This is a genomic window from Paenibacillus sp. NRS-1760 (assembly GCF_050467785.1).
GTDB lineage: Bacteria > Bacillota > Bacilli > Paenibacillales > Paenibacillaceae > Pristimantibacillus.
The window spans coordinates 1-17,861 of the sequence record NZ_JBITPK010000013.1 but is presented as its reverse complement, the minus strand read 5'-3'; the positions used below and the strand labels follow the sequence as shown (position 1 = coordinate 17,861).

At 39.3% G+C, this 17,861-nt stretch carries 20 protein-coding genes and 1 pseudogene; 4 read left to right on the top strand and 17 right to left on the bottom strand.

The window, feature by feature from the left end:
• Nucleotides 1-10: 10 nt before the first annotated feature.
• Complete coding sequence (locus tag ACIFSR_RS15765) at nucleotides 11-1,024, bottom strand: zinc-dependent alcohol dehydrogenase family protein (protein WP_430058164.1); 1,014 nt, start codon at nucleotides 1,022-1,024, stop codon at nucleotides 11-13.
• Nucleotides 1,021-1,863 carry an SDR family NAD(P)-dependent oxidoreductase gene (locus ACIFSR_RS15760; protein WP_430058162.1) on the bottom strand — a complete coding sequence of 281 codons (843 nt, stop codon included), beginning with the start codon at nucleotides 1,861-1,863 and terminating at the stop codon, nucleotides 1,021-1,023. Before ACIFSR_RS15760 ends, ACIFSR_RS15765 begins: the two co-directional genes overlap by 4 nt.
• Nucleotides 1,864-2,145: 282 nt before the next feature.
• Here ACIFSR_RS15760 and ACIFSR_RS15755 point away from each other — a divergent pair, with 282 nt between their 5' ends.
• Nucleotides 2,146-2,805 carry a TetR family transcriptional regulator gene (locus tag ACIFSR_RS15755; RefSeq protein WP_430058160.1) on the top strand — a complete coding sequence of 220 codons (660 nt, stop codon included), beginning with the start codon at nucleotides 2,146-2,148 and terminating at the stop codon, nucleotides 2,803-2,805.
• Nucleotides 2,806-3,260: 455 nt separating this feature from the next.
• On the opposite strand, the gene ACIFSR_RS15750 is transcribed toward ACIFSR_RS15755, so the two are convergent.
• The 3 genes from ACIFSR_RS15750 to ACIFSR_RS15740 all read right to left on the bottom strand — a co-directional run bounded on the left by ACIFSR_RS15750 (nucleotide 3,261) and on the right by ACIFSR_RS15740 (nucleotide 4,741).
• Nucleotides 3,261-3,539: a DUF6881 domain-containing protein gene (locus tag ACIFSR_RS15750; RefSeq protein ID WP_430058157.1), complete on the bottom strand. Its 279-nt coding sequence runs from the start codon at nucleotides 3,537-3,539 to the stop codon at nucleotides 3,261-3,263.
• Between the two features lie 238 nt (nucleotides 3,540-3,777).
• On the bottom strand, nucleotides 3,778-4,182 hold the full coding sequence (locus tag ACIFSR_RS15745) for a hypothetical protein (RefSeq protein ID WP_339203199.1): 405 nt from the start codon (nucleotides 4,180-4,182) through the stop codon (nucleotides 3,778-3,780).
• Between the two features lie 196 nt (nucleotides 4,183-4,378).
• Nucleotides 4,379-4,741: a WapI family immunity protein gene (locus ACIFSR_RS15740; protein ID WP_339203201.1), complete on the bottom strand. Its 363-nt coding sequence runs from the start codon at nucleotides 4,739-4,741 to the stop codon at nucleotides 4,379-4,381.
• Nucleotides 4,742-4,987: 246 nt separating this feature from the next.
• Here ACIFSR_RS15740 and ACIFSR_RS15735 point away from each other — a divergent pair.
• Nucleotides 4,988-5,887 (top strand): annotated as a pseudogene (locus ACIFSR_RS15735) (SpoVR family protein); the annotation flags it as partial.
• A 388-nt stretch (nucleotides 5,888-6,275) separates the two neighbouring features.
• Here ACIFSR_RS15735 and ACIFSR_RS15730 read toward each other — a convergent pair.
• From ACIFSR_RS15730 to ACIFSR_RS15690, 9 genes are all read right to left on the bottom strand, one after another.
• The gene (locus ACIFSR_RS15730) at nucleotides 6,276-7,052 is read right to left on the bottom strand and encodes a sulfite exporter TauE/SafE family protein (protein ID WP_339203203.1); all 777 of its coding nucleotides are present in this window, start codon (nucleotides 7,050-7,052) and stop codon (nucleotides 6,276-6,278) included.
• A 65-nt stretch (nucleotides 7,053-7,117) separates the two neighbouring features.
• Nucleotides 7,118-7,345 carry a sulfurtransferase TusA family protein gene (locus ACIFSR_RS15725; protein WP_339203205.1) on the bottom strand — a complete coding sequence of 76 codons (228 nt, stop codon included), beginning with the start codon at nucleotides 7,343-7,345 and terminating at the stop codon, nucleotides 7,118-7,120.
• A gap of 42 nt (nucleotides 7,346-7,387) precedes the next feature.
• Nucleotides 7,388-8,521 carry an MBL fold metallo-hydrolase gene (locus ACIFSR_RS15720; RefSeq protein ID WP_430058151.1) on the bottom strand — a complete coding sequence of 378 codons (1,134 nt, stop codon included), beginning with the start codon at nucleotides 8,519-8,521 and terminating at the stop codon, nucleotides 7,388-7,390.
• 78 nt (nucleotides 8,522-8,599) lie between these two features.
• Nucleotides 8,600-8,995: a DsrE/DsrF/DrsH-like family protein gene (locus tag ACIFSR_RS15715; protein ID WP_339203208.1), complete on the bottom strand. Its 396-nt coding sequence runs from the start codon at nucleotides 8,993-8,995 to the stop codon at nucleotides 8,600-8,602.
• Nucleotides 8,996-9,012: 17 nt separating this feature from the next.
• Nucleotides 9,013-9,576, bottom strand: a complete 564-nt coding sequence (locus ACIFSR_RS15710; protein WP_430058148.1) for a sulfurtransferase TusA family protein — start codon at nucleotides 9,574-9,576, stop codon at nucleotides 9,013-9,015.
• A 50-nt stretch (nucleotides 9,577-9,626) separates the two neighbouring features.
• Nucleotides 9,627-9,923 carry a rhodanese-like domain-containing protein gene (locus ACIFSR_RS15705; RefSeq protein ID WP_430058146.1) on the bottom strand — a complete coding sequence of 99 codons (297 nt, stop codon included), beginning with the start codon at nucleotides 9,921-9,923 and terminating at the stop codon, nucleotides 9,627-9,629.
• Nucleotides 9,924-9,928: 5 nt separating this feature from the next.
• A complete protein-coding gene (locus tag ACIFSR_RS15700) occupies nucleotides 9,929-10,276 on the bottom strand; it encodes a rhodanese-like domain-containing protein (protein ID WP_430058143.1) in 348 nt (115 codons plus the stop codon).
• Between the two features lie 11 nt (nucleotides 10,277-10,287).
• Nucleotides 10,288-10,767, bottom strand: a complete 480-nt coding sequence (locus tag ACIFSR_RS15695; protein ID WP_430058140.1) for a DsrE/DsrF/DrsH-like family protein — start codon at nucleotides 10,765-10,767, stop codon at nucleotides 10,288-10,290.
• A 61-nt stretch (nucleotides 10,768-10,828) separates the two neighbouring features.
• The gene (locus ACIFSR_RS15690) at nucleotides 10,829-11,089 is read right to left on the bottom strand and encodes a metal-sensitive transcriptional regulator (RefSeq protein WP_430058138.1); all 261 of its coding nucleotides are present in this window, start codon (nucleotides 11,087-11,089) and stop codon (nucleotides 10,829-10,831) included.
• A gap of 378 nt (nucleotides 11,090-11,467) precedes the next feature.
• Between ACIFSR_RS15690 and ACIFSR_RS15685 the strand changes: the two genes are divergently transcribed.
• Nucleotides 11,468-11,950 (top strand): ferritin-like domain-containing protein, encoded by a 483-nt coding sequence (locus ACIFSR_RS15685; RefSeq protein ID WP_339203218.1) that lies wholly within the window; start codon nucleotides 11,468-11,470, stop codon nucleotides 11,948-11,950.
• A 28-nt stretch (nucleotides 11,951-11,978) separates the two neighbouring features.
• On the opposite strand, the gene ACIFSR_RS15680 is transcribed toward ACIFSR_RS15685, so the two are convergent.
• Nucleotides 11,979-12,686 carry a DUF421 domain-containing protein gene (locus ACIFSR_RS15680; protein ID WP_339203219.1) on the bottom strand — a complete coding sequence of 236 codons (708 nt, stop codon included), beginning with the start codon at nucleotides 12,684-12,686 and terminating at the stop codon, nucleotides 11,979-11,981.
• Nucleotides 12,687-13,460: 774 nt separating this feature from the next.
• Here ACIFSR_RS15680 and ACIFSR_RS15675 point away from each other — a divergent pair.
• Nucleotides 13,461-14,444, top strand: coding sequence for a recombinase zinc beta ribbon domain-containing protein (locus ACIFSR_RS15675; RefSeq protein ID WP_430058135.1), 984 nt, complete (start codon nucleotides 13,461-13,463; stop codon nucleotides 14,442-14,444).
• 277 nt (nucleotides 14,445-14,721) lie between these two features.
• Here the strand turns inward: ACIFSR_RS15675 and ACIFSR_RS15670 are convergent, their stop codons facing one another.
• Together ACIFSR_RS15670 and ACIFSR_RS15665 are read right to left on the bottom strand one after the other, a co-directional pair.
• Complete coding sequence (locus ACIFSR_RS15670; protein WP_430058134.1) at nucleotides 14,722-16,266, bottom strand: right-handed parallel beta-helix repeat-containing protein; 1,545 nt, start codon at nucleotides 16,264-16,266, stop codon at nucleotides 14,722-14,724.
• A gap of 1,048 nt (nucleotides 16,267-17,314) precedes the next feature.
• Nucleotides 17,315-17,581 carry a hypothetical protein gene (locus ACIFSR_RS15665; protein ID WP_430058131.1) on the bottom strand — a complete coding sequence of 89 codons (267 nt, stop codon included), beginning with the start codon at nucleotides 17,579-17,581 and terminating at the stop codon, nucleotides 17,315-17,317.
• Nucleotides 17,582-17,861 lie beyond the last annotated feature (280 nt).

Genomic DNA, 17,861 nt, shown 5'->3' with positions numbered 1-17,861 from the left:
TCAGTGAGATTTAAATTTGGACTACGATTTTACCGAAATATTGCTTTCCTTCAGCCAAGAGCGCGAATGCTTCTCCAATTCGATCCAGAGGGAATACGTGGTCGATGACAGGATGTAAATGATGATGGGCAATCGCTCGATTCATCTTTTCAAAGTGATCACGGTTGCCGACTTGACTGCCGCGAATAGTTACGGCTTTCTGCAAGATGCCAGTGACATCGTATTCCGGAATGGTCAAGCCCGTTAAGAACCCGACCATACTCAAGGTCCCTCCAACACGTAGCGCATTGATGGATTTTACCATTGTTGCCGCTCCGCCAACATCCAGAACATGATCGACGCCGCAGCCAGTCACCTCTAACACCGCCTTATCCCAATCGGGAACTTCCGAATAATTGATCGTTTCCCATGCGCCAAGAGCTTTTGCTCGTTCCAGCTTGGCATTGCTGCTCGATGTGATGATGGCCCGCGCTCCAGCCATAAGAGAGAACTGAAGCCCGAAGATGGAAACACCCCCTGTTCCTTGCAGCAGCACGGTATCACCCGCTTTCAAACCACCGTATTCCATTAGCATGCTCCATGCGGTTAAAGCTGCGATCGGCAAGGTGGAAGCCTCCTCCCACGTGAGGTGATCGGGAATAGGAACGACTCCGTTTTCATTCAGAACGACATACTCGGCCGCCACTCCGTTCAACGGACCTCCCAGACTGTCTCTTAACACCTTTGCTCTTGGGCTGCCGGCAATGAATTGCTGTTGTAAATTACCAGCTACTCGGTCTCCAACCTGAAACTTTGTTACTCCTTGGCCAACGGCTACAACTTCTCCCGCTCCGTCTGATATTGGAATGAAAGGAAATTTGATGTCGATCGGCATTAATCCGCTCAGAATCACTAGATCCCGGTAATTGAGAGAAGCTGCCCTCATGCGGATCAGCACCTCCTGGGGACCCGGCGTTGGTATTTCAAGTTCCACCAGGGTTAATTCCTCAAATCCAAATCCGTTTTTCAGTTGTATAGCTTTCATCGTATTGTCCTCCCTGAAAGATCAGATTGTTTACCCGAATTCCTATTATTACTGGATCCATTGCGCGGACGAAGCATGCTTCCAACAAGCCGAAGACCTTGCTTTCGTGTAATGAAACGCCCTAACTGCGCCCCGATATAGTTCTGCATACCAGGAACGACATACATTTTCCCTTCCTTCAATGCACGAAGTGCAACCTCTACGACTCTTTCCGGAGTGTCTTTCTTTCCGACGGAGGCTTCTTCCGCTCCTACGACATTAAAGAAACTGGTATCCGTCGAACCGGGACAAAGTGCGAAGAATTTTATGCCGCGATCGCGGTTTTCCCAATATAACGCTTGAGTAAACGACAAGACAAAAGCTTTCGTCGCCCCATATACGGCCATATAGGGAAGCGGCTGAAATCCGGCGGTTGAAGCAACATTGATAACTGTACCTGAGCTTCTGCGCAACATGTCCGGCAAGAACAAGTGGGTCATATCTACAACAGCGGCGACATTGAGCATAACTTCTTCATGTTGACGCTCACCTGACACTTCTTCAAACAAACCATGTGTAGCAAAGCCAGCATTGTTGATCAGCAGTTCAATATCCACTTTCAAAATTCGACATTGCTGAAATATTTCGCTAGGTGCACCCTCCTTCGCAAGATCCATTGTGATAACCTCTGCTTTGATGCCATACTTCTTTCTGAGCTCTGATGCCAGGCTCTCAAGCTTGCTCTTAGACCTTGCCACGAGAACCAAATTACTGCCTTGTTTTGCCAGTTGTCTCGCGAATTGCTCTCCAATACCGGAAGAAGCTCCCGTAATAAGTGACCATTTTCCTTGAATTGTCAAGTGTCAACTCTCCTTTTAAATACAATGTTTTATTATAGAAACAATGTTACCAAAACCCCAAAAGTTATCCCCACTTCCCGAGGGAGTAAGGAATCGTTGTGTTATGTTTGGTAACAGTGTTTCTTATTGGTTTCATTGTAACTGCCCTTTTTTAGAAAGTCAATATGAGATTTAGATATCCAACGTCGCATTGACAATCGTCCAACAACTAAATAAAGTTACTGGTAAGAGAGTCAGACACTTTGTTTCCTGATGAAAACACGATAACTGAAGGTGATGATTATGAGCGACCAAGAGATATCTTCCATTACGAATACACAAAAGTTAAAAACCTACCAAGAAGCTCGCTTGCAAAATATTGATAATCTCCGTAAACTCGTGGTTGATGCTGCGGCTACGCTCTTGCAAGAAGAAGGGCCGGAAGCCGTTACGGTGCGTAAGATAGCACAGAAAATGGATTGCTCGACAAAAATCATCTATAACTTGTTTGTTAATAAAGAGGGTTTAGTTCAGCAATTGTATCTGGACGGCTGTAAGCTTCTTGCTAACGAATTCGAGGGGACGCCACAGTCTACTAATCCGGCGCAGCAGTTGCTGAATTTAGGCGAAACCTATTGGCAATTTGGGCAGTGCTACTCCAGCTATTATAAGCTGATGTTTGGAGGAGCCTTCGCAGATTTCAAACCGGACGAGGAAAGCATGCATGGCACCATAACAGCCATGAGGCAATTATTGACAGTGATCAGCAATGCACAAGAGCAAGGTCTGATTCACAGTCAGTATGACACGGAAACCTTTATACTTATATTCTGGGCTTCACTCCACGGCGTTATTCATCTTTACATTGGAGGACACTTGGGAGATGTACAATCGGCCCATTCAGTATACAGGCAAACGTTGTCTTTAATTGTCAGCTCTTTGTTTTCAAATCATAACGCCTAAACGGGGATCCTAATTCGGTAAAGGTGGGCATCACAACTGAGGCAAGTGCCATTTCGTGAAGAAAAACTATTTCAAAAAGCCTTCCCATATATGTTTCTTCAACGTTCTAGTATTAATATAGCCTCCAACTTTTAAAAAGATGGGGGCTAATAGACGTTTGCCCATTTGAATAGACTCCCAGTATATAAAATTTATTCTTTTGGAGTTAACACAAATTATTAACAAAAAAAACACCCCGAAGAGTGTTCCGTACTCATGATGAGCACAATAGGATTTGGATTGGAGTGGAGAGTCCTGTCCTGAATCTGTAGCTTTGGACTGATACTCTCATAAAGGATTTCATTTTGTCCACCTATTCGGGACAGGAACATACTTATAATAACAATTAGGGTTTTGGAGAAAAAAAACCACATGCAAGTATTTTTCACTTGCATGTGGTTAGTAATGTTACTGTCTTATTGTTTAGTATATGAAGCCCATATGATCTCAAAATCTTCTCTGCTTAACTGAGTGGCTATTATCTCATTGTCACTATCAATCTCTTCTAAGGTAGGTATCACCTGATCTGCCAACAATGTTTTACCAACTTCATTTTCGCTAGAAGCATAGCCCACACTACCATCAAAATATATTTCAACTTTCCTAACTTCATATCCTACGTCATCTATCTCCGAGTAAATAATCTGAGGTACTCTTTCCTCAGCTGTTGTTAATTCAATGTGCATATACCGCATGACAACTCTCCATTCAAACAATTAAATTATCTGACCATTACCATTGTTAACCCCTGAACTGACAACACGCTTACTAATGTCTAAATACGTTTCCGTTAAACAAAAATATCTTGATAATCTATTTAATTCTGATCTCCTATTTAAATAATTGCTGCCTTATTACCACCTCGCAACTTGTGATACACCTCCAAAAAACCTTGATAGACATAAAATCAATCAAGGTTTTTTACTATATTACTTACTTCATCCCAAAGTATGGATCTTCAACATGCCCATCTAGATCAGCAATTGCTTCTTCTATAACACTTCTTATTTCGTTTCTCAGATTTTCATTTAATAAACTTTTCATGTACTTATATGCTTTTGTTAACCCTAATCGACCGATAATTGATGATATAAATTCAACATCATTTATTGACTCCTTATTCCAATTACTTAAGATCCAATTTTCAATTTCATTTTTCAAGTTATTGTCCAGTAACTCATATGCATGCCACTGTCTGTCTGATAATTCTAACAAAGCCTCTAGAGCCTCTTCTACGCTAAAAGCTTGTAATTTTATTTTGGTGACTAATTCTTCAAATAGCTCCTTCAACCGAGATGTAGAGATATAATCGGGTAAAGATTTATAATATTCCAACAAATTTTATTACCTCCCAAAATCAACAGAAATATGAGTAATATTACTTGGATTTTTATAGAATTTACTATCTTGTCCAAGAAGTTTATTTCCAACTTTGATTTGTGCAGTCCAACCGTTTCCCTAATTACTATCTGGAAATTTTAAAGCTGCATTCGAATCTGGAGCATTCCACGTTCATAGGTAGCATAAGAAGAAATCACTTTCTCTCCATGCCTTTTAGGTCACCATAATAGTAAACAATACCCTTTAACTGATGTAATGTTGTTGCCAAATAACTTTGTTCACTGTCAAACTCAAATTGCAATATATTCTCTTCACTCGCTGATTCTTGAAAATACCCTCGAATATTAATCTGACCTAACCCATTAAAACTAAGGTCAAATTTAAAGTTATTTTCTGATTCTAAAAAGGTTACCCCCCCTTTTAAATCAAAATAACATTTATGTAACTGAACGAAAAACTCATAAACCTGACCCGTTGAAAACCATAGCTCAGCATCTTTGACATAATAATTTCTACTATTAATTTCAACTTTTCCCTTAACTTCAAAGCCTCCCAAATAACATAATTGACTATATCACAGGATATATTATATATTCCTGACTCACCATAAGCATCTCGCGTGACAGTTAACTTATGCATATATTACTAAGAGTACTATAAAAATAAAGGTGACCAAAGTGTAGTAATTTTACTAGCATCGCTTTAACTAGATATAAACAATGTTTTTCTTCGTCTACAATTTCAAGATAGACAGCTCGTTCTTGACAAACACCAATAAATATGAAAACTTGGAGGTATCCAGATGATCCCCGAAGAAATTCGATCATTAGAGCGTTCAATTGATGAGATAACAGAAATTGCAAAAGGATTTGGATTAGATTTCTATCAAATGCGCTATGAGATTTGTCCTGCATAGATCATTTATACATTCGGTGCTTATGGTATGCCTACAAGATTTAATCATTGAAGATTTGTAAAAACTTTCCACAAAATGGAGCTCCAACACGACTTCGGCTTGAGTAAGATTTACGTGCTTGTAATTAACTCCAACCCCTGCTACGCATTTCTTCTTGAAGGAAATTCTTTAATTCAGAATAAACTCATCGTCGCTCATGTGCTCGCTCACTGTGATTTTTTCAAAAAAAACGCTCGCTTTGGTGTAACCAATCGCAATATGATCAAGAGCATGTCTGCTACAACTGATCGCATTCATCAATATGAAATGGATCATGGCACGGAGGCGGTCGAAAAGTTTATCAATGCGATCCTTGCTATTCAAGAGCATGTCGATCCGACGCTTATTAAGCCTTATCAATTAGATAAGAAACGTTATATCGAAATGGTGCAAAAGGACAGTGAGCGCTCGGAGTGGAATATCCCTTCCTCCTCTTACGATGACTTGTGGAATCTGGACCCGGATCGGACGGCTGCCGCCGCATCAGCCGCTCAATCGCAGGCTGCTGACGCCAAGCGATTTTCGCCACGGCCAGAAAAAGATCTCATCTGGTTCATTGAGGAGTACTCCCCTACTCTTGAGGATTGGCAGCGCGACATTCTATCTATGCTTCGCGATGAGATGCTCTACTTCTGGCCTCAAATCGAGACCAAGATTATGAACGAAGGCTGGGCCTCCTACTGGCATCAGCGGATCATACGCGAGCTTGATCAGACTAGCGATGAAACGATTGAGTTCGATAAGCTGATTTTATATTTCTTGACTACTTTCACCTCCCTCTAAGGTAGGATTCAATAGTTTCCATGCTTTCGCTACAACAATTCAATTTAGTTTTATAATTAGAATATCCCCCCTCTCGTGGTCAACTTACCACGAGAGGGGGAATTTTGAAATTTATCAGATTTATGATTATCATATCGTTGAATTTAATATCCGTAGCATAGACTTTCATAAACCAATTTATTTGAGCAATACTGTCATATCTAATGAATTTTTCAGTACCATCAATATTAAGCACACCACAAGTCTTGTGCGCTATAACAGCAAAAAACGGCATCTCTGCCGTTTGTGTTTAATGTGTTTGTGAAAAATAGGGGGATAGAACCCCTGACAAGTACTAAATATTAGACTCACTTTACAATAAATCAATCCATATTTTAACAGCAGTTGCTAAAATTAATACAGCTAAAATGGCTTGTAATGCCTTCGTATTCAATGTTTTGCCCACTTTTGCTCCAAGTGGTGCCGCAATAAGACTAGCAACAATCATGATAATTGCTGGCAAGTAATCGACTTGCCCTGTCATTAATTTACCAATACTTCCTCCTATAGAGGAGATAAATGTAATGGCTAAACTCGTAGCAATCGTCATTCGCGTTGGAATTTTAAGCACGACTAACATAATGGGGACAAGTAAAAATCCACCGGCGGCTCCAACAATGCCAGACCCTACACCAACAATTAACGCTAGAACTACTGCTATTGTTTTATTAAATGTTACTTTATCTAATGGAATATCATCGATATGTTTTTTCGGTACAAACATCATGATTGCCGCTAATGTAGCTAGTATCCCATACACAACATTTACAGACTGCTCAGATAGATGCGACGAGCCAAAGCTACCGATAAAACTTCCGAGTAATATAGAGCCACCCATGTAGATAATCAGTGATTTATTGAGAAAACCACCTTTACGATAAGCCCAAACTCCCGCGATCGATGCAAAAAATACTTGTACCGCGCTAATACCTGAAACCTGATGTGCTGTAAAAGATACTATCCCAAATATTGGTGGTATATATAAAAGCATTGGGTACTTAATAATAGAGCCACCAACACCAAGCATTCCTGATACAAAAGAACCGATAAAACCTATTAAAAATATGACAACAATAAATGTGATATCCATACTTTTCCCTTCTTTCTAATAACATGGCGGGCTTCGATGATCGAAACCCGCCTAAAAGAACTACATTACGCTTTTTTTATATAAAATTTAAATACGTCAGCGTCTTCTGATTGTTCTAAAATGGTATGTCCGCCTGCATTTGCCCAAGCTGGAAAATCTGCAAGCGCACCTTTGTCCGTCACATGAATCTCTACTACTTCACCTGAAGCAACGGAATCCATTGCTTTTTTTGTTCGAACGATTGGCATAGGACATGCTAGTCCTTTTGCGTCTATTATTTTGACTACTTTCATAATTAAATAACCCCATTTCGTTTTTTAATCTATTTGGACCAATTAACGTACTGAACAACGGTTTGGACCAATTTCCATTTCGGTTTGTTCCTCATAATTAGGATTGATTTTCCCCATATTAACCTGGCGAATTTGCTGATATGCATTCGGTTGTGGTGGTAAATGATCGGTTACAATACTGCGGAATTCACCTTCATCCTCAATATTCAAACCGTGATTTTCAACGAGTAAATCACCTAATCGTTTCGCAACAGTACCGTTTTCATTCAATTCATCGATGATCATAAAATGTGCGGGTAGTACAATTAAGTCCTCTGCAAGTTCTCTATAACGACGATATAATGTCTCACGAAGATCTCCTACCCAATTATCCGCAAGACCTGCTAAGTCAGGACGACCAATTGAATCGATGAATAGAATATCACCTGTTAATAGATACTTATCGTCTACTACAAATGAAGTTGATCCAATCGTATGACCCGGTGAGTAAAGTGCACCTACTTCAATGTTAGAAGTACCGATTTGAACCATCAATCCGTCCTCAAGAGGTTTATAATCAAACACAACTTCTTCTGCATCCTTCGAAGGCAAGTAGTACGTTGCACCAGTAGCCTCTGCAATAGAACGTCCTCCTGAAATATGATCAGCATGTAGATGCGTATCAAATACGTGTTTTATTTTCACATTTTTCTCTTCAGCGAAGCTGGTGAATACTTCTGTAAATCTTACAGCATCGATAAGTGCTGCCTCCCCCTCTGAGATTACCATATAAGAAAGACAACCTTTCCCTAAACGAACGAATTGATATAATTCACCGTTGCCAGAAAGATCAGCAACTTTTATTGGCTCTAAATAACTACTCCAAGATTTCATGCCACCTTCTAAATAACTAACAGATAGAGTAGCATCGGCTTCACTCAACATGTCAGCCACCATGATCGAGGATCCTTCTTTAGCACAGACAACTAATATATCTTTGTCCGTTGGAATTTGAGGAATTATGCTCTCAACACCATCTAATAATTCGAAATACGGAATATTTAGATAGTCGAATTGATGTCCTTCAATTTTCCAATCTTCATATGCATCTGCATTACGTACATCCAAAATAAATAATGATTGATTTTCAATGACTTTACGAGCAACATCTGATGCTGTCCATTTTATTACTGACATTTCAAATTACCCCCATAGGTATATTTTTGTTATTTTTTTAGTGAGAGAAGAATCCCCTCACTAATTTATCCTATTACTCTAAAAAGTTAATGATGGAGCGGCATCTTTGGCAAATTCAAGGAATGTAACGGCTCCACCTACTTCAATACCATCTACAAAGTTTTCCTTAGTTAGATTCATAACATCCATCGTCATCTGGCAAGCGATGAATGTCACACCTAACTCTTGTGCCATTTCAACCAATTGAGGAATCGCTGGAACATTTGCTTTAGTAAATCCTTCCGCCATAAATTCTTTACCAGCTGGCAAGGAAAGCCCATGCATACCTTGCTTATGAATTAAATTCAACCCTTCAAATGTGAAAAAAATAGCGACTTCTTTTTCAGAAGCTGCTGCTGCTGTTGCGATGTTAAATACTTTATAAGCGTCGAATAGACCACCATTACTCGCGATAATTGCTACTTTGTTTGACATAGTGAACCCTCCATAAGTTATATTGATGTTGTTAAGTTGCCAGTCCAACCTGTCATACCTGGTAAGACGTTATACACTTTTTCAAATCCATGGTTTGCAAGCTTTTGTGCTGCGAGATCACTGCGTTTGCCAGTACGACAAATCACATAAATTTCTTGATTCTTATCTAGCTCATTCATACGTGAATCAAGTTCACCCATAGGAATTGATTTTGCCCCTTCAATATGACCAAATGCATATTCCGCCTCTTCACGTACATCTAGAATAGATCCACCAGTTGCTACACGGGAAACGATCTCTTCATTAGCAATGGTATGTTCATGTGTGTTTTCTACCATGGCATCATTTGAACATTTACGAATGTAATGATATAACACATCCCCATCTTCTGTTGTGCCAATATATTGGTGACCAACTGTTTCTGACCAGGCTGCAAGATCAGCTTTAGATCCTTTATCTGTTGCTTGCACCTCTAAGATCTGACCTTCTTCTAGATCGTTCATTGCCTTTTTCGTTTTGACAATAGGCATTGGACAAGCTAGCCCTTTTGCATCTAACATAAAATCTGCTTTAACTGCCATTCTTAACCCTCCTAATACCCTGTGGCGTATTTTTTAATCCAAAAAAAATTTTATTTTGATTTATCTTCCCAAGCCAACATTCCACCGACCATATTTGTAGCGTCATAGCCGTGATAAGACAGAAATTCTGTAGCTTGCCCACTACGTCCACCCGAACGACATATCATAATATAGGGTGTATTTTTGTTAAGCTCATGTAAACGAAACTCAAGTAAACCTAAAGGAATATTGATAATTCCAGGAATGTGACCTTCTTGTATTTCAGCCACCTCACGAACATCAATTAGATTCAGCTTGTTCCCGTTTTCTATGCTTTGTTGCACTTCTTGAACGGTAATCTCTTTCATACCTCTCACCCTCTCCATGCATTCATACCACCACGGACGTTAGTAACCTTATCATACCCTAATTTTTTTAATTGTTTGCAAGCTCGATTGCTACGCATTCCACTTTGGCAAATGACGACGATTTCCTTCCCTGTAGGTAACTTTGACAAGTCAGAACCTAGTGGAAAGTTTTTGAACTGAACAATATGACGACCACTGTATTCACCTGGAGTTCGAACATCGATGAATACTTTATCTTTGTCCGTTAACATCGTCTTCAACTGCTCTGTTTTAATCCCAATTACACCTTTGGTTGGTAACTTACGCCAAATAATAAACAAGATGAGTAAACCAATAACAATGGCTGCCTCCATAGTTCTCCTCCTTAGCCGATAAATAGATTGACATTACCATTTTCTGCATCAGCAAGATAAGCTGCTACCCCCGCATAATGCACACTATCTAATAGTTCTTCTTTTTGTAAGCCTAATAAATCCATCGTCATCGTACAGGTTATTAGCTTGATATCTTGCTCCTGAGCCATTTCAATAAGTTGTGTTAATGACAACGCATTATGCTTTTTCATAACATGCTTGATCATCTTCGGACCCATACCAAGCATTTGCATTTTGGAAAGACCTAGCTTTTCAGCACCACGTGGCATCATCTTACCAAACATTTTTTCTAAGAATCCTTTTTTCACTTCAATGGGTGCTTGTTTACGCAATGCATTAATTCCCCAAAAAGTATGGAAAATTGTTACCTCATGATCATAAGCCGCAGCACCATTTGCAATAATATAGGCAGCCATCGCTTTATCATAGTCCCCACTGAATAACACAATTGTCGTTCTTTTCTTTTCCATTTCGCTCTCCTTTACCTATACCAGTATAGGTATTAATATATTAAAAATATAAAGCCGAGAATTATCGGCTTTTTACGAGTAAATTGACTGCTTCTTGGATAGACTCATTCAATTTGGATTGAACGCCTTTCGCATTTTGCACGCATTCTACTAGATTTTCACTTACAATGACACCAATTGTATGATCTAATCCAGATCTTACAGCTGAAAGTTGTGTAATGACTTCTTTGCAATTTTTCCCTTCATCCATCATACGTAAAATGCCTCTTAATTGACCTTCCATACGTTTGACACGATTTATGACTTTGCTATCGTATGTCATACACACACACTCCCTTCTTTTTTTTTATCGCTATCCTTCTTACACACTCACAATATACCCATACGGGTATAATGTCAACATCATTTTTTAACAAATACATTCATACTGAATGCCTTACTCGCAATACTCACATAGAACTGGTCCATAAGCATCGCCTATCGTAACGACATTATTTGTATATCCAATACGGAGTTGTGTATTGCGCACACTGGTAAAGCAGAGAGTTGAGTGAGCCGTTACGTGACATAAATTTTGAAAGGAGACTGGAAGCGTGCAGTAGGCAGTCATTTATCCTATTGTTAGGAACCGAAATAGGCAGACGCACATATACTTTTTAGCATATACTTTTTAGCAAACTAACGTCTGGAGGAGACAATCTTGTATCAAAGACCTTCTTACTGGGAAAACTCATACTACATCCGGTTCGATTTTATACCTATCTGGAGCACAGGATTTCCGGAAGCTGTACAAATGATAAAGGAAGCTGTACAAGGGGAGCGGAACGACGAGCTGTTCTACGATGAATTGATCAATTTGGCTCCCTCACAGGAGCAGGTGGCTATAATAGAAAGCATCCGTAACGATGAGCGCGGCCACAATAAAATGTTCAGGGAGATGTATCGGGCGTTGACAGGCCATGAGATTACAGGTATCAGTAGTGAGCAATATGAGAGAGTGCAATCCTATACAGAGGGTCTTCAACGCGCCTTGCAGGGAGAACTGGGTGCGGTGGAACGATACCGCAAAATCTGGTTTGGGATGCCCGTAGGCATCTATAAGGATACAGTGTACGGTATCATATTGGATGAGCTTAAGCACGCTGCCAAATACAATTATTTGATTACGCTAAATCACAGGTAGTTATTGACCAAAAGTCAAAGTATCAATATTATTCTACATCAATTGGATGCTGGATTTTATCCTTATATTCATCCACATAAAGTTGGCCGTTGCTGCTTTTAACAGCATAGAATACGTCCTCTAACTTTTTGCCGCGTGACTTCAGTTGGGACAGTAACCATGTTTCCGGGATATGGTTGGAGTTTAAGTTACCACGCAAAAGTTGTCCGTCAATTATAAGCTCTATTGGAAATTGAACGGCCTTACCGGCATTCAACTGCAGATCCTTTAATGTCACGGTTTGTAGTTCCTTTTTCTTTAGAACAGATAGTTTTCCGTTAATCTCAAGGAGGGCATATTCCACTTCTTCTATATTAAAAATCTCTTTCTGGCGAAGCTGTTGGTTTAAAGAATCCAGTGTCATATTATTTTTCTTTAAGTTATCTTCGAGAATGAACCCTCCTTCTATTAGAACGGTGGGTGTTCCTTCTGTCCACATCTTAAAGTTTCTGAATTTCAAAAAAAGCTTAGATAAAGCAAAAGAAGTAATTGTAAAAACGGACAGGGCTATTAATAAGTGGACAACTTGTATTTTTTCGTTAAATGCAAAGTTGGCAGCCATAGCACCCAATATGACAGCCGTCACGAATTCGTGAAAGTTCATATTGGAAAGGGTTTGCTTTCCCAATATTCTTGCAATTAACATGAGGATAACGAATGCAGAAAAACTTCTGATCAAAATAAAGAGATGATCCATGCAAATAACTCCTTGTTTTAAAATTTTTAGGTAACAGTTTTAGATTGTCCACTAAACCGGAGTATATACTATACGCATAAATGCTTTGGATACCGAGACATGAAATTAATACGATCGATACACAAAATTAAAAGTGTATGAAACGCCTCCGCTAAGCCTTTCGTACGAGACTGCAAGAAATAAGTAAGCTTGCATATCTTTATTAAATATGAACAATCAACAAACGCAAGGTTTTAACAACTATTCGCATTAATGACTTAGCAATTTGGTGAACTGCACACCATAATGCAATATTTATTCCATAGCATCAATTTCCGTACTTTTTAATAATCATGAGACACCATCACTGATTGAAAAAATTAACATTTATAATATTACATCTTGAATCAAATAATGTTTCATTCTCAAAGCAAACAATATATTCGGTACTGTTTTTCATTAATAGACTGATTAATAATTGCCTATTGTCCTTGTCAATATTTATTATTGTATTTTCTTTCCTAAATTTACCGAAGGATTTACTGATCCACTCGCTTCACAAATTTCAAAAGCAAGTTAAAGTAGATATATTTGGATTTGGTTAAGCTCTTCATCGATCCAACCCGAAAATGTGGCATGGCATTAAAGATTGGGATAAAACATTCGAAAATGTGAATATCATACACCAACAGGAAGATTAGTTGCTAATATACTTGTTAATTTCAATGAATATTATAGTGATAATCTTAGTGATGTTACTAGTGATAACAAAAAAACAAATGCAGAAAAAGGACGTTGGAATGGTGGACCTGCCCATTTGGTTTAATAAAGAAAGAAGGTGTTTTTAAAGCTGATGGATTAGGTGCAGAAGCAGTCATACACTCATTTAAAATGGAAAAAGAGGGAAAAGGACCTTACATTATCTCAAAATGGCTAAAAAGTGCTTCAGTAACCACAAAAACAAATGTCGAATGGACACCACGAAGAGTACGTTATATGTTAACTAATCCAACCTATGCTGCTATGCAAAATTGGAAGGGAGTTTTATATCCACTAATAGGCTATGATGCTTTAGTAAGCTTGGATGATTATACATATGTTCAGAGTACGTTGTTTGGTCGAGAAAACTTTTGGAGAGGTAGAGAGCGACAATTATTATCTTCAATCCTACAGTGTCCAATGTGTAGTGGCAAAATGTATTTAAGACAAACAGGAAGCAAGAAAACACGAAGATATGTATGTAGTAATAAAAATGAACATGGAAATTGTAATAGTCCAGTGATTGACCTCCCTTCACTCAATGATGCAGTTCTAAAAAGAATTGTTGATATCAGTAATGGTAGGTACAGTAAAGAACAAATATCGAGCAAATTAGTTGACGATATAGATGAGACAACAAATGTTCTTCAACAATTACAATATGAATATAACAGTTTAGAAAAGGCAATTCAGGATGTTTTTGATGATTTCTATATCCATAAAAAACTCAGTGAGCAACATTATAATGATTTAATGAAGCGGTACGAAAACAGGCAAAAAGAAATTAATAAAAAACTTGAAAAAATGCCTATACCAAAAACCAATAATAAATATAGGAATATTGATGACCTTCTTAGTGAACTTGTAATCGCATTTGAACTCGGACTAGATTCACGTGATAAACGTATCATGACAGAACTTATTATAGAAAAAATAATTCCAAACAGAACCACACAAATTCACTTTAGATGGGGTGAAATACAAGAGATTAACTACACAAAATCATCTTACAAAAAATAATGAGGTTCTATTTTTCTAAAAAAAAACCACCCCGAAGGGTGGTCCGTACTCATGATGAGCACTATAGGATTTGGATAGGAGTGGAGAGTCCTGTCCTGAACCTGTAGCTTTTAGAGTAACGTACTTTCTTACCGTGCCTGATGCCAATCGTGCCGCTTTCAACAGCATTCAAAACCACTATTTCTTCATAATAGGAAAGCTGCCCGTTAGCTTAATAAAATGAGCAGGACACCGCAGCGCCTGCTCATCGATGTGTACTATTGAACTAACGTTTCCTTTACTCATCTGCCCCTATGTTAACTGATGCTCCCCGTAGTCTTGCTTGACCGTCAATGTCCAAGGTTTTGATGATCGAACTGTAAGATCTACCCGCATCGATTGCTGCGGAAGCAGCTTTAAGGTGGAAATTATTTTGGCCTTGATTCACAAACCGGGGATCGGCAAATATAGAGTGTACATCATTTCTAGTACTGGTCTTATAAGCCGAAAAACCGACATATTCCTCGTTTTTCCAAATCCAAGTTGCTTTCGAAACGTCTCCGGGGGCGTAATAAAGATTGTAGTCTACCACATTTCCAGAGTTTTTCGTGTGTTCGTTATAGATGAAGACATTCGATGATTCCGCAAAGATGATATTATTTGTGATGATATTATTCTTGGTATCATACTGTAGCAGAATTTGACCACTGCCATCATTCAGCGAATTATTTTGATATAGGGTATTGTTGATGATCTTGCAATTCACAGTTGCGCCTCGTTCACTATCGTAGCCGCCCATCGCTATTCCCGTATACCGATTACTGTAGACAATGTTGCTTCGCACGGTAATATCGCTTGTGGATTTCCCTGCATGTTCACTGGCAATTTCAATGCCAATATCGTTCTTGTAACTGTAATTTCGTTCAATAACACTGTCTTTCCCCCCATCAATATAAATACCACCGGCCGCGTTGCTATTGTTAGGAAGTGATTTACCGTAAGAAGGGTTAAAGTTGGATGAGATGTTATATACTCTATTGCCACTGACTAATCCATTTCTCACTTGATCGTAGGACGGATGCGGCGCTACTCCTTCGAAGCCGATGAGATCGATTCCGATATTGTCATTATCATGAATGAGATTGTTCGTCACGGAAAAAGTATCGACATTTCCGTTTAAAACAAGGGACTCGCTTGAACCCAGTACCAGCTTGTAAAGCTCATTACCTTCTATCGCTACATGATGAATGGAGGCGGGTGCATCAGTACCATACACAGCGATACCGTGAGCATCCCGGCCAAGCAGGTCACTGCCGGTTGGTGCAGCGGTATTTTTGATATCATGCACTTTGTTATTCAGAATCTTAATATAGCTTCCTGAGCCGTGGACATATATACCTATAGGCAATTGATCTTTTTTCGTTGTGATAAAATTACGGATTTCAAACCCCTTTATCGTGATATGGCTGGCGTCTTCAATCTCAATAATGCCTTGTTGTCCTGTGACAGAAAGTCCGCTTCCATCAATGACTGCCCTTTCCTTCGGAAAGTTTACGAACGTGATCGAACCACCCCGGGCTGAGCCAGAGCGGGTAATTTTTAGCTTTTGCTTATAGACGCCCCCTCTAACATACACGGTACTGCCCGGTTTTACGACGTCTGCTGCATGCTGGAGAGTTCTCCAAGGAGATTTTTTGGTGCCCGCGTTATCATCGTTGCCTCTGGAGTCTACATAATAGGTGGGAGTGGCTGCTGAAGTAGAGGTGGCACGCAATTGCCCCATCATAATTATTACAGTTGCAACTACCGTACCAAGAATGAATAATTTACTCTTTGTTTGCATTGAGACGGATCTACCTTTCCTGAATGTTTCTTTTAATTATCCTATAACGAATCTTAAGCACCATCAAGTAAACACTTGAGCAAATGTGATCAAGGAAAAGACTGACGTACTTTGGTCTCAGACGGGAATCTCATTATCAGCATTTATTCTCTAGACTTGTTCAACTACCCGCCCGTTAACGTTCCCCGTTAGCGCAATGCCAATGCAAGAAAAAAGAGCCACTATATCAAGTGACTCTTGATCTCTTAAAACCTGAAATGGCTTCTATAATTATGTTTCCTGAGTTCTCGACGAACCACCGGTGCCACTTGCGTTGCTAAAAGTTCAATAGCACTTGCAACCTTGTCTGGCATCTTGATTAGCTTGACGATCTACCAACGGTTTAACTCAGAGTGGGTCGCCCCCAAGAAATCCAAGTGCCATGTCAAGCCAAAGTCTCCCTGCTCTTGCGGAACTCTCAGGTGTTACGCCCACGCCAACCCAAATCGGAAGCGATGGTTGAAAAGGACGAGCAGCAATTTTTAAGCTGGATTAACAAATCTAGGAGCTGCCGCAAGGTAAGCTCCTTCACTATCGTGCCCATTCAACGAACCGCTTCGGCTTCCTTTTTTTGGCGGTAACAATCGGTTGATAATATCCCGAATCTGCTGGCATGTGCCATTCAATGTTGTCAAAACCAGTGGCACTTAATATCTGACTGAATTCGTCTCTGAGCAGAGCCCTGTAAGTTGTTCGTTGAACACTTGTATTCCATTTCCCGTCACATTCAATCAAGATGAAATGATTTACCATGTAGGTTCTGTCATCATTCGACCAATCCCACACCTGAAAAACGACTTGCTTATAGTGAACACGATTATAAATTCATTTAAACTGCTGTATTATTTTAATTTAACTATTCTACCCATCACCAATAAATTGAAATAACAAATGGAGCCCTCAATCCCAAAGGATACCACTAATTTCCTATTGTTGTATACTGCCCGTTAGCGTAACGACGAAGGGCTGCCAAGTGGCAGCCCTTTTAGTCTTCAACTATCGTTCTCAGTTAGTTCAATGATTCCTTTTGCTTCTTCAATAATAAATACATCCAGTAAGATGTAGAGATAATTAAAACTAGACCAACACAGGTAAAAATAACTCCAGTTGTGTGTAGGTGATAATCGGTTGCAGGGATAAAAAAGCCAAACTTATATACTCCCATACTGCCGTCATAACTCCGTACACTAAATGTGTAAGTTGAATACCCTTGAAAGGCTACATATAGTCCAATAATAAACAAAAGAAAACCACTACCGATTTTCAGTTTCTTCATCCAATCCCTCCCAAAAATAAGCTTGTATAAATCAGACGAATTTACATAGTAAAATTTGCATTAATCTGCCCTTTAGCTTAATAAAATAGGAGCAGCTGCCGTTGCGTCATACTGCTCCATGATGGTTGAACTAACGTTCACCGTCCCTCGGTTTTAAGGGTTTATCTCACATATACTCACTCATTCGCAGGATTTCGTCACCTTGGATCGAGTCCATCTCAGGAAGCAACGCAGTTGATGCCGGTTGAGGTGGTGGGCTGGGCATGCGGAAATAGAGGAA

Excerpts from the sequence above, each read along its gene's own strand:
- ACIFSR_RS15710 (WP_430058148.1), bottom strand. The coding sequence starts at position 9,576 with ATGGCAGTTAAAGCAGATTTTATGTTAGATGCAAAAGGGCTAGCTTGT.
- ACIFSR_RS15720 (WP_430058151.1), bottom strand. The coding sequence starts at position 8,521 with ATGTCAGTAATAAAATGGACAGCATCAGATGTTGCTCGTAAAGTCATT.
- ACIFSR_RS15750 (WP_430058157.1), bottom strand. The coding sequence starts at position 3,539 with ATGCGGTATATGCACATTGAATTAACAACAGCTGAGGAAAGAGTACCT.
- ACIFSR_RS15765 (WP_430058164.1), bottom strand. The coding sequence starts at position 1,024 with ATGAAAGCTATACAACTGAAAAACGGATTTGGATTTGAGGAATTAACC.
- ACIFSR_RS15755 (WP_430058160.1), top strand. The coding sequence starts at position 2,146 with ATGAGCGACCAAGAGATATCTTCCATTACGAATACACAAAAGTTAAAA.
- ACIFSR_RS15730 (WP_339203203.1), bottom strand. The coding sequence starts at position 7,052 with ATGGATATCACATTTATTGTTGTCATATTTTTAATAGGTTTTATCGGT.
- ACIFSR_RS15725 (WP_339203205.1), bottom strand. The coding sequence starts at position 7,345 with ATGAAAGTAGTCAAAATAATAGACGCAAAAGGACTAGCATGTCCTATG.
- ACIFSR_RS15665 (WP_430058131.1), bottom strand. The coding sequence starts at position 17,581 with ATGAAGAAACTGAAAATCGGTAGTGGTTTTCTTTTGTTTATTATTGGA.
- ACIFSR_RS15695 (WP_430058140.1), bottom strand. The coding sequence starts at position 10,767 with ATGGAAAAGAAAAGAACGACAATTGTGTTATTCAGTGGGGACTATGAT.
- ACIFSR_RS15705 (WP_430058146.1), bottom strand. The coding sequence starts at position 9,923 with ATGAAAGAGATTACCGTTCAAGAAGTGCAACAAAGCATAGAAAACGGG.
- ACIFSR_RS15670 (WP_430058134.1), bottom strand. The coding sequence starts at position 16,266 with ATGCAAACAAAGAGTAAATTATTCATTCTTGGTACGGTAGTTGCAACT.
- ACIFSR_RS15700 (WP_430058143.1), bottom strand. The coding sequence starts at position 10,276 with ATGGAGGCAGCCATTGTTATTGGTTTACTCATCTTGTTTATTATTTGG.
- ACIFSR_RS15690 (WP_430058138.1), bottom strand. The coding sequence starts at position 11,089 with ATGACATACGATAGCAAAGTCATAAATCGTGTCAAACGTATGGAAGGT.
- ACIFSR_RS15680 (WP_339203219.1), bottom strand. The coding sequence starts at position 12,686 with ATGGATCATCTCTTTATTTTGATCAGAAGTTTTTCTGCATTCGTTATC.
- ACIFSR_RS15715 (WP_339203208.1), bottom strand. The coding sequence starts at position 8,995 with ATGTCAAACAAAGTAGCAATTATCGCGAGTAATGGTGGTCTATTCGAC.